This window comes from Chitinophaga sp. 10T418, from assembly GCF_056394125.1.
The window spans coordinates 1-14,266 of sequence record NZ_JBFTHG010000027.1; the positions used below are offsets into that span (position 1 = coordinate 1).

General features: G+C 43.0%; 12 protein-coding genes. 3 read left to right on the plus strand and 9 right to left on the minus strand.

Translation table 11 applies throughout. The annotated features are described in order from the left end of the window. Positions 1–576: 576 nt before the first annotated feature. The 7 genes from AC1DCV_RS35305 to AC1DCV_RS35335 all read right to left on the minus strand — a co-directional run bounded on the left by AC1DCV_RS35305 (position 577) and on the right by AC1DCV_RS35335 (position 11,028). A complete protein-coding gene (locus AC1DCV_RS35305) occupies positions 577–840 on the minus strand; it encodes a hypothetical protein (RefSeq protein WP_477027598.1) in 264 nt (87 codons plus the stop codon). A 27-nt stretch (positions 841–867) separates the two neighbouring features. After that, the gene (locus AC1DCV_RS35310) at positions 868–5,322 is read right to left on the minus strand and encodes a DUF6443 domain-containing protein (RefSeq protein ID WP_477027599.1); all 4,455 of its coding nucleotides are present in this window, start codon (positions 5,320–5,322) and stop codon (positions 868–870) included. A gap of 22 nt (positions 5,323–5,344) precedes the next feature. Continuing rightward, positions 5,345–8,644, minus strand: coding sequence for an RHS repeat domain-containing protein (locus AC1DCV_RS35315; RefSeq protein ID WP_477027600.1), 3,300 nt, complete (start codon positions 8,642–8,644; stop codon positions 5,345–5,347). Positions 8,645–8,790: 146 nt separating this feature from the next. Then, entirely contained in the window at positions 8,791–9,159 is a 369-nt protein-coding gene (locus AC1DCV_RS35320) for a hypothetical protein (protein WP_477027601.1), read from the minus strand. Positions 9,160–10,058: 899 nt separating this feature from the next. Then, on the minus strand, positions 10,059–10,211 hold the full coding sequence (locus AC1DCV_RS35325) for a hypothetical protein (RefSeq protein WP_477027602.1): 153 nt from the start codon (positions 10,209–10,211) through the stop codon (positions 10,059–10,061). After that, positions 10,198–10,668, minus strand: coding sequence for a PIN domain-containing protein (locus AC1DCV_RS35330; RefSeq protein ID WP_477027603.1), 471 nt, complete (start codon positions 10,666–10,668; stop codon positions 10,198–10,200). The genes AC1DCV_RS35325 and AC1DCV_RS35330 overlap by 14 nt, the downstream gene beginning before the upstream one ends. 147 nt (positions 10,669–10,815) lie before the next feature. Continuing rightward, a complete protein-coding gene (locus AC1DCV_RS35335; protein WP_477027604.1) occupies positions 10,816–11,028 on the minus strand; it encodes a SymE family type I addiction module toxin in 213 nt (70 codons plus the stop codon). A gap of 263 nt (positions 11,029–11,291) precedes the next feature. Here AC1DCV_RS35335 and AC1DCV_RS35340 point away from each other — a divergent pair, with 263 nt between their 5' ends. Continuing rightward, positions 11,292–11,639, plus strand: coding sequence for a helix-turn-helix domain-containing protein (locus tag AC1DCV_RS35340; RefSeq protein WP_477027605.1), 348 nt, complete (start codon positions 11,292–11,294; stop codon positions 11,637–11,639). A gap of 92 nt (positions 11,640–11,731) precedes the next feature. Here the strand turns inward: AC1DCV_RS35340 and AC1DCV_RS35345 are convergent, their stop codons facing one another. Then, on the minus strand, positions 11,732–11,941 hold the full coding sequence (locus tag AC1DCV_RS35345; RefSeq protein ID WP_477027606.1) for a hypothetical protein: 210 nt from the start codon (positions 11,939–11,941) through the stop codon (positions 11,732–11,734). Between the two features lie 58 nt (positions 11,942–11,999). Continuing rightward, a complete protein-coding gene (locus AC1DCV_RS35350; protein WP_477027607.1) occupies positions 12,000–12,776 on the minus strand; it encodes a hypothetical protein in 777 nt (258 codons plus the stop codon). 546 nt (positions 12,777–13,322) lie between these two features. On the opposite strand from AC1DCV_RS35350, the gene AC1DCV_RS35355 reads away from it, so the two are divergent. Together AC1DCV_RS35355 and AC1DCV_RS35360 are read left to right on the plus strand one after the other, a co-directional pair. Next, positions 13,323–13,859, plus strand: a complete 537-nt coding sequence (locus AC1DCV_RS35355) for a hypothetical protein (RefSeq protein ID WP_477027608.1) — start codon at positions 13,323–13,325, stop codon at positions 13,857–13,859. 72 nt (positions 13,860–13,931) lie between these two features. Further along, complete coding sequence (locus tag AC1DCV_RS35360) at positions 13,932–14,162, plus strand: hypothetical protein (protein ID WP_477027609.1); 231 nt, start codon at positions 13,932–13,934, stop codon at positions 14,160–14,162. Positions 14,163–14,266: the final 104 nt, after the last annotated feature.

Consider the following 14,266-nt stretch of genomic DNA (forward strand, 5'->3'; position numbering starts at 1 on the left):
CTCGCTCGGCCGCTCGGCCCTTCCGCTGCGCTCCAGGGCCTGCGCTCTGGCTGCCGCCGCAGCGGCCGGGGGTGGATGGGCGGCGGGGCGGGGCGACAGTAACGCTATTTAGCGGGAGATTATAGCACTGAACGACAGAACACTGATTAAGCGACGGAAGAATAAGCTGCGGAAACACCAGCATCAGTACGTAGTCAAGCTCCTTTTATGTAACTCCATTTTCTTTTCTATACTTTACACAACTGTGATTATCGCTTAGGGTCATATTTCCTAATCTGGTATTCTTTGCCATGTGATGTGGAAAAATATTTTGATTATATTAACCTGCTAATATTTGGTAAAAAGTAGCACATTTTATATTGGTGGCTCTACCAGCTTGGTACTGAATAAAAATTGCTTAAACGGATGGAAGACATTGAAGCTTTACCGGAGGAGGAAAAAGAAAAAATTTACTATTCCATCGATATGGCCATTACATACAGTAAAACCCAAAAAGCATATTCAGGATAAACAGAAAAGCCGCAGGTGTTACTCCTGCGGCTTCCATATAAGTTAAAATAAATATAATTTATCCCCTCAGCTATACCCTAAAGGGAACCATATTCCTCTATTGATAGGTGGATCCATATTAGGAATAACATGATTCCTATCCAATTTTTGTATATCTACATTTTCTATAACCTCCTTTATCGTAGGTAAGTCCCTCCCATAAAAAACCTTGTCTTTTAACAGCTGTATTACATCATCATATCCATAACCGGTAACACCACATCCTATTATCAAACCGTGTGGAGGGATCTCATAATTAGAAAAGTCAAACTCAAACCAATATCGTTTCATATACATTATATTATACTAACCATTAATTTAATTCTGTCTCGGAATAGTCACAGGTCTGGCTCCGGGCTCAAATCTTATAAGAGGTCCAATAAAAGGATTACCAAGTCCGGGGATAATGCCAGATTTGGGATCCAAGCCTGGCAAAGCGTTCTTGACATCTTGAAAATATGGTATTGCAGATGGTGGTGCGATATAATCAATATCACTCTTTGTACCTGGACCTTTACCTATTGGCAAATCTGAACCAACACCACGCCTTGCCCCTTCAGCAGCAGATCCCCCTACCTCCAAAGGTCTTCCTGCATCATTAACTACAGTCTGTATTTGTTTGGCTTCTTTAATAGTAAGATCTCCCAAATTCCCATACTTAACCACGTCTTTAATTACACCAACGGCTTTCGCTAGTCCCTCAGTTGCAGCTACAACAGTGCCTTCCGCTAAAGTTTTCCCAATAACCTTACCTAATCCTGAAGCGCCCTCATTCATCACCACACGAGTATTATCAGCTGTACCGCTAATTGTTCCCGACAATCCCAAAGTCGCCCCATTAAGCGAACTTTTCAACAGGTTTTGAGGAGTGGCCATAGCTTTAAGTGTCTGGACTGGATTAGAAACAGCATTACCTATACCCTTAAAATAACTAGTAAACCCAGTAACGATGCTTCTAAAAAATCCCTTCTTATTTGGATCTTCTCCTTCATCACCTAAAAAATCATTATACCTGATTGGATTATCATAGTTCGATACATACGGCGACCACATCTCCATACTCTCGGTCTTCGGATCTACCTGATTCCACCTACCTATCTGTGGATCAAGATTCCTTAACTGCGCATCATATATATCCAGATCCAAATCATCCGTAAACTCTATCCCATTATACTTCTTGCGGTTCTCCGGGTAATTCGCCCCCTTCAAAGCATTGGAACTAATTCCGGCCATCGTCAACCCAAATGGATAATAATGCGTCTCCTCCAGTAGTGGCCCTGCATTAACTCCAAGTATCACATTGTCAAAATACACCGGCTGTGTACTTTCATTACTGGTGTAGGCGTACAGAAAACCACTTTGCTTAATCACCATTTTGTCCTGCTCCAGGGTCTGCAGTTGATCCGGTTCCGCTTTCACCTGTTTGACGCCACTATTTTCCTCCACTAATTTAAAGTTATCATCGAAGAGTACAAAATTAAGATAGKCTTTGGGCCGGTCTGCATTAGGCTGATCGGGTTCTTTCTCCTTTAAACGTCGGTAATCGTTATTATAGAAATTCCCATTAAAGGGAGTAAGCTGATCTGCCGCTGATACGCCATGCGCACCGTTATCCTGATGGGAATTTCCACCAAATGCCTGTACCAGATCTGCCACCATATTCTCGGTCGTGGCGACAGTGGAATTATTTTCCTTCGGTCCTCCTGATTTATAAAACGCTTTCGCACTAAGCTGAATGGTATCGCCGGCCATTACCCGCAGTACAATCGAGGGACCAATCTTTTTGCCGGCTCCGGTGGCAGTGAGTTTGGCCACAGACACGTTCTGCCCCGCACTTTCATCTGCTGGGTAGCCAACTGGTTTATCTTCACGGGTGTTATCAATATTACTGAATAATGCTGTTTCCTTAGCTGCTACCGGCGCTTCCATGGTAGCGGCATACATCGTAAAGTCGGTCTGTTCTGTAAGTACCATGCGTACGTTACCCAAATGATCTTTTACAAAATAATCAAAAGGATACAGAGGGGGCTGCCCTATTTTAAACACGGTCCGTATTCTACCTTCCTCATGGCCTAAAAACTGTAAAGTATCATTCTGATATACAAACCCGCCAATGTAGTCGGTGGTGGTTACCTTTGCCACGCTGCCTGTATTATCCTTCACAATCTTTCTCAGCTTAGTTCCTCCTGCATCATACAAGTACTTTATTACTCCTTTTCCGGTAATCACAATACTATCCGGCAGATTCAGGTGATTGTAGGTAATAGCTACTATGTTCTTGTTCAGATCTTTTATAAGATTTCCGTTGGCGTCGTAATCATAATCATCCCCGCTGTTGGTACCATTGATAAAATCACCCAATCGGGCGCTGGTGGTGGTCGAGGGATCCGCTACTGTTGCCAGCTTATTACTGCCCATCCGGTAGGTATAACTGAGCTGATCGATCAGCATTTTTGTAGTCCCTGCCATTCCCATCTGATTCATCGTCAGGATATTACCGTTAGCATCATAATTCAGGTTACTAACGGAAAAATCCTTCTGATCGAGGGTCCAGTTCGTATTACCACTGTTTTGCTGGCTGAAAGGCGCTGACACTAAACGACTAACCTTGTCATAATTATAACCATATGCCCGGGCAATACCATCGCTGCGGCTCTTCCAGGTGCTACCGGCTATATTACCGTTGTACTGCAGCGCTGTGAAACCAGAATCATAAGCCAGTGTTTGCCCAAACCAGTTGGCTGCACTACCAGGTGTGCTTGCATAGGTTTTATTGATCCCTGTGAGCCAACCCCGGATATTATAGTCATAGGTCAGCGTTTCCAGCTGAGAGTTCACGGTGACGCCTAAACGTTTGGTTTTTAGTTGTCCCAACTCATCATAGGTATTGGCGACAATAGTCTTGTCCAGAGAGGGAATGGCATCATTGAGCCGTTTTTTAACGCTGGTGAGCCTTCCGGTGGCATCATAATGGAACATCGTTAACACCGTAGTTTGCGGAGAAAGGCTGCTACGAAGATTTTTATGCCGAATGTAGGTGCTGAGTACTTTACCATTAAAATCATACAGATTGGTGATAACATCCAGACCTCCATTAACGTTATCAGCCAGCACCTGAATCAACCGACTCTTATCATTATAGTAGTTAGTAGTAGTTAACCACTGATTAGTACCCAATACCCTTACTTTGGTTCCTGTCACAAGCCCCTTCACCATCGCACTACTGGCAGCAGATAAAGGCTCTGCATTCGGATTACCGTCTGCCTGTGGTTTTGCAACATCCCCACTGGCATAGCCATGCGAACCAGTAAAGGAATAATTATCATAAAAAGTATACGTGAGTGGGTTCAGTGAATCGGAAGGAATAGTAGCCAGCGTATTGGTCACTGCAATTGTGCTGCTACCGCTGGTGGCTCCCGGATTGATTACTGCTTCCGTCAGCGCTCCGGATCCCGTATCAAAATTCTCTACCCAATCTATACTATTAGTCGCTTCGTATTTGGCCCGCCCATCATAGTTATCGATGATAAGATCTGCCAGCGCAGGAAAATTGTAAATAATATTCTGACTACTGTTACCGGTGGCTCCATTAACAGATATTTGTAATGATTCCCTTGTAGCGGTGGAATTCTTATATAACGCTGTCATTACCGGCCGGTTTAGCGCATCATAGAAGGTAGCCAGCCATGTTTTCCCCTTCATATTTCCATCCCGGCTAAACGCTAATCTGTCACGCACATCGTACACCATCTCTGTGGAGTCTGCGCCAGGCACCTTCTTTACCATCATCCGGTTACGGCCATCATAGCGGTAGATGAAGCAAAGCTCGCCAGCAATAGCAGTACTGATTACCCAACCACCAGAAAGGGCTGCCTCCACGGCTTTGGGAGGAATGATGAACCGAAGATTCCCAAAATCGTCATAGGCGTAATAGGTACATAGCCATCCCATATGGGCGGTACCAGTTGGTGTGGATGATTGTACTTTCTTAAGCACCACCCGGTTTTCTTTATCTTTGTATTCCACCACCTGGTTTCCAATCTCGTCGATAGCCACATTTTTGTATAGCTGACCAGCCGGATAGATCCTACCGGAAACGCTGGTGGGTATTACCTGACTGGCGGTAAAGTCCCATATTCTCACAGAATCCGCTGTGGTATTGACCAGGTACTGGCTTTCTATAGGGCGGCTTCCGCCCCTTTCCACACCCGAAAGATCATTCTTCGCCCAGCTGGCGCCAGGAGAGTAGCTTTTCAGTACCCGGTTTAACGGAGAGGCTTCATAATCTATTCTGCTGTAATGCACCTTTTCTCCAGGCGTCACCGACAGATAGAAACTGTTTTGCGCGCTAAACGGGGCTGTTTTAAATTTTCCGTCACCGACATCCGGAGCGGCATAAGGCAGATACTTAAACTGCTCTCTGCCAAAAGCATCATATATCACCGGCGCTACCAGGTCCTTACCTGTGGGGCTGACCGCTTTTGAGACCGCTTGCAGGGGTCTGCCCAGACCATCAATATATTGCGTGGTTTGTCTGACCTGATCAACGGTACGGACAGATGCAGCTACATAAGCCGTATCTGTGGTTGCCACTGCTGGTTCCCAGCTACGCACATASTTGATAGTGGAGCTGGTATAGGCCCCCGGTATTGCTACAGGTGTTGCTACGGGCTTTACTGTTGTCGTAGGAGTCTGGGCAGTAACCACCACTCCAACACCTAATGAGAGAAGAGTGGCAACAATCTGTTTATAGACAATAGGAATGCTTTTCATACATCAATTCATTAAGGGATGGCTAACGTAACAAGGATTGGTACTGATAATCGAATTGTTTAAGGATACTTTTGTTCTGATCACGGATCACCTTTAGCCTACCCATCTCATCATACTCGTAGTAGATCGTTTTTCCGGAAGGATCTGTTTCACTCGTCATACCAAACAAAGGAGTATAGGTGAATGTGGTTACAAAAGCCTGAGGTAAACTCGTGCGGATAGTATTTAAAGCAGCTCTTACCTGGTCGGGCGTATAACTATCAGTATTTGTTAAAACAGCAGGAACGATATATTTCATGACAGTATCATAGGTGCTACCTACAATCTTCGCTACGGGGAATTGCTCATTATATCCCCAGAGATACACCTCCCGCACATCATTGGCATTAGCTTTCTCCTGTATATTACCCATACGTGTATAACTGATCACACTCACTCGATCTTCTATCGGATTGTTTATTATCTGCTCTTTCAGGTTCTGAAAAGCGATGATCTGCTTATCTGGTCTGGTAAACATGTAAGACACAGTTTTTTTGTCAACCTGACTAACACCTACATTTTTTGTCACCGATAAAACAGGTGCTATCAAGTTCTGGTTAATCATGCTATCATATACAGCGGCTTGCCCTTTCAGATCCAGTGGATAAGTATATGCTACCGTGTTACCTTTTCCATTACTTTGATTCTCCGATACATTCCTGACTATTATGTGATCCAGATCAGTATAGGTATAAGTTGCCTTTTTCTCTACCAAATTAGCAGAGTTATCACTGGCATATGTTCTCTCCGTTGTTGACAGTAATGTCTTACGCATAAAGACAAGCGGGTATCTCTCTATGTCCAGGCATTTCATTTGCTCTGCTGAAGGGGGATCAGATTCGCATACCGGTGTTGTCAACCTTCTGATATTATAATTAAATATATTGGCCTTAATGGACAAATCATAGACATTTTCGATAGACTTCACAAGCGGTAAGGAAGAACCCCCAACAGCAGAAGCCTGTTTATACATATTTGTTTTGGTTTCTCCAATGATAAAATCACCATAAGCACAACGGGGAGTCCCCATAATCCTGTTACCCGTTACTATATTGGAATTAAGAATATCATTATAGGAGAATAAATGCTCGGTTGTCTGTATCTCTCCAGCCTCGCCCATGGCCTCAATTACAGATGAATGATATATACCTGATCCTCCCAGAATTGTGCTAGGATTTATAATACTGTTCCCGATATTCACGTACCCAATTGCTGCCAGTGATACACAAGGCATGGTGCCAATTGGCCAGTCCTGGTTAGCTACCGTACAGGCGGCAAAATAAGGAGTTACTACTCTTTCATACATATCTCTGCTAGAGGAAATCCCAAATGTGGAGATAGTAGAATCTTTAAGATTTATATACTTAAATGACCGGTAACCCGCTTTCATGCCATCACCGGTATAAGAAGTGATACCGGACACGCTTACTCCCCCAATAGGTACAATTATCGGAATAGTATCTGCCACCTGATTTTCCATTACAAAATCCACTCCTCCATTTGTACATCCTCCTACGACCGCCAGGCTTAAAACATACTGGCCCGGATTGATATTATATACTGTCAAAGAATCTGATTGATCCAACCTGGCAGTTCTTCTGACTATTACTTTTGAAGTAACAGCGTCTGTAAGTGTGAAGGTAGCCATCTGGTGGATCTGGTCACGGTTACAATCCGGGTTAAAGGTATCGAAGTAAGCATTGATATAAGCATTTACCGTTTGGCGGAAGGGGATCGTTACGTTTTGTGTAACAGTAACACTTCCTGTCAAACCTGTACCTTGCGTCCCCAGATGTTGCGTCTGAAAGTGCTTTACTATCTTAATATCGGGCCCTTTATTATAGCTATAATCGAGCAGATCATAGCCTCCGGTCGGATATGTTATCTTTTTCAGCATTCCATAGGTCATCAATGTCGTATCTGAACTACGATCCCCAAATCTGACAAATCCACCAATAAGAGTATTGTAGATCCCCGGGTACTGGTCACTGACGTCTGGCATCAGGTATTTATTGGCCAGCTTACCGTTGTAATAACCATAATAATCCTGTGCCCCCGACCACCGTTGTGGCAGGTTATTACCCTGTATATAATCAAATGTATACTTCAGCAGTTTACTGGTGTCAGCCAAACTATTTCCTCCCACTTTACACTCCTTCAGGTACAGCCGGTACTGTAATGTAGTATCTGATATCATCTTCTTTTCTCCCCGAAGGAAGGCATCATAAGTATCAGTGCTGGAAAAATAATCCTGTACCAGGACCATTTGTCTTACTGTTTGTCCCTGGTTATTTTTTACATAGATTCCATTTAATGCAAGTCCACCACCATCTTTTCTGTTAGTATAATTAAAATCTACACTTCCATTAGTAAACTTAATATGGCTCAAAGCTTTACCCCCGATTTGATTTTTTGTGATACCACATGTATAACTACATGTTTTCAACACAGGGGGGGACGTGCAAACAGAACCTGTAATTTCTTCATCATAAAGAATACTAAATAATTCGCCCAGATTCGCCAGATAGGTATGGGAATAATCTGTATAGCTTAACTGTATGGTATCCTGATTGGGCTTGATGATCGAAGTCAGGTACCAGGAGCTAATTACGGGATCAGGAAATGGTTTAGGTCCCTGATATCCACTTTCAATGGTCCCGGAAGTTTCGGCTGCGTCAAATATATATACAATGCCATTCTCATCGGTTATCTGAAAACCGCTGGTTAACGTAGTACCGATCTTCTTTATCCTCAGATTCGTTGTATTCAGGCTGGTGGGTTCATTATTCTCATTCATAATGAATCTGGCATCCATACCATTCATGCTAACGGTGAAAAGATCGGATGCTTTATCAGCCAACGTTTGTTCCATAGCAAAATTATAAATAGGCGTGGTTATGGAACTGAAGTTTGTATTGAAGTTATTATATATTTGCCCCCATTCCGCCCTTTTCTCATCTGGTTTATCCAGCACAATCCTTGAAACCGCTCCGCCACAATTAAGACTCCAACCCAGTCCTACATTAGATGCCAGATCGTTTACCCTGATCCCGTTGGATGCATAATTAATCGATATTGGCAAACTTAGATACCTTGAGCCGATGGTATAAAAAGGAATGTCTGCACTCGGGGTACCAGTGGCCAGGTTCACGCTCACATCACCACCTTTATTGATCGTAGCAGCATTAGGTGAGGGCAGCAAAATACGGTTAGGTTCAAGATTTGGGCCATCACCGGGTCTCTGCGCATGGGCTGCAATTAAGGCCAAAACAAGAAACAGCAAACATACCAGCTGTTTCCATATTTCGGAGTTTTTTAGCGATCGAATGTGACACAGGGGGCAATTGACTCTTTTCATGGAAGATAATATTGACAGCTATTACAATTGAGTTAACAGATATATTACTACATATACAGGGCTGGCATTCGTTACGATTTTTTCTCTCTCGTTAACGCCTGCAGAAGGGTAGTAAATTTTACCCTCGCCCGAACCCGAACAACAACATTATTGTCATTGATCCCAATCTGGCTGGGAAACGCGTGTCCCAAGGTGTACAATCGGATATCATGTGCTCTGGTCGCAGTCGTCGGTGGTATGTTATCGTTCCCCCTGGTCATTAAGGACCTTAATCTGAGGGAAGGCGGACCAGCGTTAGCTGGCCGGTTAATATGCAATAATATCCGGGAAGTAGTGATATCAAAGCCAACAGCGCCACCAGTCAGGATAGTGTTAGTTTGCATCGGGACAGACACGATCGCCGTCAGTGATATAGGGATAAGCAATTTCAAAGCATTCATACAAAATCACATAATAAGTTGAAACCGGGATACAGATATCGTACAGGGTCTTTAGTTGGTAACTAAGGTTAACTGTGATATGAAAGTAAGAAAATTACTTTAGACAATAACACAATCTTACTTACGGGAATATTTAGTGGAAAGCGTTAGCTAATTCTTTGAGATTTGATGGTATGGAATTTACTGATTTCAAAGCCCATAAATTCTACAAACGACAAATGCAGTGCCACATTGGTCATTTCCGCTTGATCCACCATTAGTCCCCGCTGAATTGGTTGGCTTTTGTTGAGAATAGTCGCTAAAAGAGCCACTTCCTGTACTTCCCATAATTCTATTTATTTTTTTAAGGGTCTCGCTTACCCCTTCCGCTGCGCTCCAGGGCCTGCGCTCTGGCTGCCGCCGCAGCGGCCGGGGGTGGATGGGCGGCGGGGCGGGGCGACAGTAACGCTATTTGGCGGGAGATTATAGCACTGAACGACAGAATACTGATTAAGCAACAGGAGAACATGCTGCGCGAACACCGGCGTCAGTACCTTGATCGACAGTGTACTATCGCGCGGCGTCCGTGAGAACAGATGATGGGGGCATCGATAGAATATAGGTTCAGCTGTATCACTTTGACCATCGGTTGATCATAAGCCCAGCTGTAGTAGCCCATCATCTATTCTCCCGGACGTTAGCGCGTTTGATCCATCTGTAATTTTTAATTGCGCTGAATATTAGCCCAATAACTGGTTGTCTCCTGATAGATGGTTGCCTCATGAAAACAACCCCACCGGAATACGCTGCATTGTTGCATAGTAATATTATACTTGCCATAATGCAGGCAACCAATTATTGGGAAATAAACTAAGAGTATTTGTACAGAAATGAAGAAATATATTCTGTATTAGAGCGGGTTACTTAGCGGCTTTTAGTCGCTGGCTATATCTTTTTCTAACCTCCTTCAGGTCTTTTAATAACTGTTCAGGGTGGCCCCAGTATTTAATACTTAACTTCTCCTTAATTCTTCTCACCTCCGCAACAGCATCATAATTTTTATTTTTTTTCATGGCCGTATGGTTTTAAAATTTCGCGGGGCGTTCTGATTTCTATTGAACGATACCCCATTTGCAAGTTAATGGAATTATACAATTTGATGCGATCCAAATTTACAATATGTTTGAAATTCCAACTAGCCAGGACATCTGCATTATGAAGTGTAGCCAGGGCAATATGTAATGCATCATTATAGCATTTATTACTCAATGCACCTTGTGTAATATAGGTAGCAGCAAGGCTTGCTGCTTTAACCGTGCTCTTGATCTCCACCTTAAATCGTCCTGGTACTTCATCCGGTTTTTTGTTTACTTGCTCGCTGGCCAACTCCAGTTCCATTTTTACGAGATCTGAAAGTATCAGCTTCTTAGTTCCGGTTTTAAATTCTTCAAAAAGGGCAACGCTGTGTTCTTTGAACTCTTTATCAAAACAGCCCCCTATAACTGACGTATCAGTATACACATGTATCATGAAATAATAGTGAAAGGGTTTAACAAACTGGGTTTTCTGAATTTGGCCAGGGAGGCCTATTTGCCCGGTATTCGTGGGCGGAGTTTTCCTGAATGCAGCCCGCCCTCGAATGCCAGGTGCTCACTTTTGAGAGTTAATGATGTTGTATTAATCCCATATAGATATAGGTTTGGGCGCCTTTTGGGCTACTGTTATGGTAATGGCATTTTTTTCTATAGCAATGGCAATTTCATCGCCTACTTCAAAGCCAGCCTCTTCAAGCCAGTTGCCAGATAAATTTAACCAGGGAACAGTTTTAACCTCATATAGCCTTGGAACTCCTTTTGCGTGTATTTTCGCGGCTCTGTTTTTACTTTGCATAAGACAGGTTGTTTTAATTGTTATCTGATGTAAATATACCTTATTTGACTTAATTTAACAAGTCTAATAAGGCGTATTATGTTCTTTTAAGTCATCATATTGTCAAAATTAAACGTCTTAAAAGACGTATAAACATCGGATATGTAGTATCGCAAACAGACATGTACGCATGGTGAAAATATTAATGTGAATAGGCCGGCCGCCATGCAGTGGTTAACATTTTACTTTAAAGTCATATTTTTAATCTCTAAACATTAACCCTGATGACATTCGGACAAAGAGTTACGTTAGTAAGGCGCGAAAAGAAGTTAACGCAAGCCCAGTTGGGAAGTGCTATCGGAACTACCGGAGATATGGTAGGAAAATACGAGCGCGATGCTATTAAGCCTTCCATTGAAGTGGCCGCAAAAATCGCGGATGCCCTGGACTGCACCCTTGACTACCTGATAAGAGATATCCAGGACAACGAAGAAAAAGAAAAACGCATTTCTCCTGCATTAGTAGAATATTTCAATAAGGTGGAGAAGCTATCTGCTAAAGATAAAGAGCATATCCTGGCTGTAATCGATGCCTTTACAACAAAAGCAAAAGTTCAATCCATAATAGAATAAAAGGGCTCTCGCGATAAGCGAGAGCCCTTTTACATCAAAACAATCCCATAAGGTAACCACACCTTTAAACCGGAGAACTATTTAAGGCAATACTAACCACCTTCTTCATTCACGGCAGTCTGACTTACTCCTGTCATCACCGTACCCGCAACTGCAAGGTATCCTGCTACTTTAGCGACAATCAACGGCAATGCGGGAATACCCATCAAGGCTCCGCTAATTGCGGTCAGAATCAATCCTATGTTACGCACCTTGCTAAAAAAAGGTGGTGTTGCTGCTGTAAGACGTTTCATTAACTCCATAAAACGCTTTTTAAAGATTAAGAATTACCTGGACATTTTGTCCAGGCTAACCGTTTCATTACGGACCTGGGGGAGGAGCCGGCATACCGGAAACGGCTACTACAGCCAGGGCGTTGAAAGCACCGTTTTTAAGACTGTACAGCACTCCGTTTACCTGTTGGTAGAACTCTACGCCCAATGCAAGAAACAGCGGTTTAGTGCTGTTAGCTGTTACATTAACGGACAAATTCATCACCTCTGTTGCGGTAGCGTTGATAGCTAATTCAGCACTCGCGGCACTCGCATTTACGAAGGTCTCCGCCTCGAAGTCGATCTCAGCACCAGCAACCAGGATCTTGAAGTGCGTGGCGCCGGCAGGACTAGCCAGCATGTTGATCGGAATGAAAGCCGGAATATCAACTTTAAGGGTGCCGGCGGCACGATCTATGCCTGCAGTGAAAGGAGCATACAAAGTACCACCTAAACGCCCGTTGATATTGAATTCAAAGCCTTTCAACAGCTCCGCTTCTCCATCGATCACATTGCGCTTACCTCTTACATTGGTAGCATCTGCCTGAACTACTTTTAGCATTGCACTGGAAAGACGTGCGGTCAGATAGCTATCTCCAATATTTAAAAGCAGCGCGCGAAACGCCGTCCGGAGAAGTTTACTGGCTTTACCGGCCCTGCCAAATTCTTCTCCGTTTTCACGGGTACGAACAAACGCAGGATCTGTAGCAATGCGGTCGGCATTAAGCCCACCTTTTCCGCGTGCCAGGTGTCCGGCCTTTGATTGGTAAAAGGTGATATTACCTATCGTACCTTTCAAAGGAATTATTCCCATTTGTTTTGCCATTGGAAACAATTTAAGATTAAGAAAAAGGGCTGTTTACGTAGCCAAGCCCGTTAGGCTCACATCTGCGCAGAATGCAGTAAATTTGTGATTAACCACATCAAACATAAACCGGCATTTTAACCCAAAAAAGTTTCCATTCCGATTATGCCGAATATGCAGACATTAATACCTCACCGCATGGTGATTTATGCCCGGGATATAGAAAATATCACCGGCCGCAGTGAGCGGACCTCCCGACTTTTGCTGCAACGTATCCGTGAAGCCCTTGGAAAGAACCCAGGGCAGTTCATAAGTGTTTCTGAGTTTTGTCAATATACTGGACTGAAAGTAGAGGAGGTAAACTTGTACTTAAGGCATTAACTGCGTGTTAAAGCCTGGTCAAATGACTGTGTAAAGTAAGGCAGCACAGGGTTATAGGGCTATTGCCTAATTCATTTTGTAGCCTTTTAGCTTTTCTTCCTATCTTTTAGAAAGAAATTTAATAAAGCAAAAAGAGACTAACGGGGAAATAATTTTATCTTAAACCATTTTGTAGAATAGATCATTATGAAAATATATTTAATCTCCTGCTTGCTTTTTTTTTGCATGTCCTGTAATCGGGCCTTGCTTGTTCCCCAAAAGGATGTAATCCGCAATCAAAAAGGGTATATCGTTTTTTATTATCAGGATGAGGAGGCATTATTTTTCCCTTGGAAGGACACTATTGATAATAAGTTTTTAGCGAAGAATCATTCAGATGGTTACAAACTAGATAATGGAGAGGAACACCTTGAGTATTTAAAGGAGCTGGCAATAGATCAGACAATTATAAAAAATGTATTACGGAATGGGCAGTCAATACAAGTGGATGAATCGGTAAAGCTGATCCCTGTGAATATTAGATATTTCTGGGGGGAGGGGTGGCGGTTGAAAAAAATAACAAAGAACTGGCAAGAAGTGAATATAAAGTACACATTCTTAAATAAAGATATCGATCTTATATACAAGATATATCATGACAGACAAATAATGTCAATTACGCCAACGAGGAAAAGCGATATAGTAAGAATTAAAGAAGTGGAGCCAACGAATCCTAAGAATTAGGTTATAGCATAAGTGGCCAGTCCGATACCGACTGAGAAATGATTAGCAAAGTGATTACGAGCAGGAGTTTTTATGACTGCTGCCGGTATATATGTGAAGATAAAGGCAGGGCAGTTGTATTGGATGCTGCTACTGCCACCAGCCCAGGAAGCGGTACTACTGCGGTTATGGGTGCAAGGTGGTCGTTCAGGCAATGTAACGGTTAGTCTGCCTAAGGGAACAGTTTATACAAAAGTGGGGCATAAGCAATTTATTGTTACTGCAGATTTGGTAGTATTACATAAAGTGTGTCACGGTGATTAAAGATTAAGTTTCAAACGTTCGCTAAATATAATTGATAATTGCGCCAATGTCTGATTCCAGTTGTGTACAGGCTTGTTCCACTTGGCACATATATTTTCCTGGAC

Excerpts from the sequence above, each read along its gene's own strand:
- AC1DCV_RS35355 (WP_477027608.1), top strand. The coding sequence starts at position 13,323 with ATGAAAATATATTTAATCTCCTGCTTGCTTTTTTTTTGCATGTCCTGT.
- AC1DCV_RS35345 (WP_477027606.1), bottom strand. The coding sequence starts at position 11,941 with ATGGAGTTAATGAAACGTCTTACAGCAGCAACACCACCTTTTTTTAGC.
- AC1DCV_RS35335 (WP_477027604.1), bottom strand. The coding sequence starts at position 11,028 with ATGCAAAGTAAAAACAGAGCCGCGAAAATACACGCAAAAGGAGTTCCA.
- AC1DCV_RS35325 (WP_477027602.1), bottom strand. The coding sequence starts at position 10,211 with ATGAAAAAAAATAAAAATTATGATGCTGTTGCGGAGGTGAGAAGAATT.
- AC1DCV_RS35350 (WP_477027607.1), bottom strand. The coding sequence starts at position 12,776 with ATGGCAAAACAAATGGGAATAATTCCTTTGAAAGGTACGATAGGTAAT.
- AC1DCV_RS35360 (WP_477027609.1), top strand. The coding sequence starts at position 13,932 with ATGACTGCTGCCGGTATATATGTGAAGATAAAGGCAGGGCAGTTGTAT.
- AC1DCV_RS35340 (WP_477027605.1), top strand. The coding sequence starts at position 11,292 with ATGACATTCGGACAAAGAGTTACGTTAGTAAGGCGCGAAAAGAAGTTA.
- AC1DCV_RS35330 (WP_477027603.1), bottom strand. The coding sequence starts at position 10,668 with ATGATACATGTGTATACTGATACGTCAGTTATAGGGGGCTGTTTTGAT.
- AC1DCV_RS35305 (WP_477027598.1), bottom strand. The coding sequence starts at position 840 with ATGAAACGATATTGGTTTGAGTTTGACTTTTCTAATTATGAGATCCCT.
- AC1DCV_RS35320 (WP_477027601.1), bottom strand. The coding sequence starts at position 9,159 with ATGAATGCTTTGAAATTGCTTATCCCTATATCACTGACGGCGATCGTG.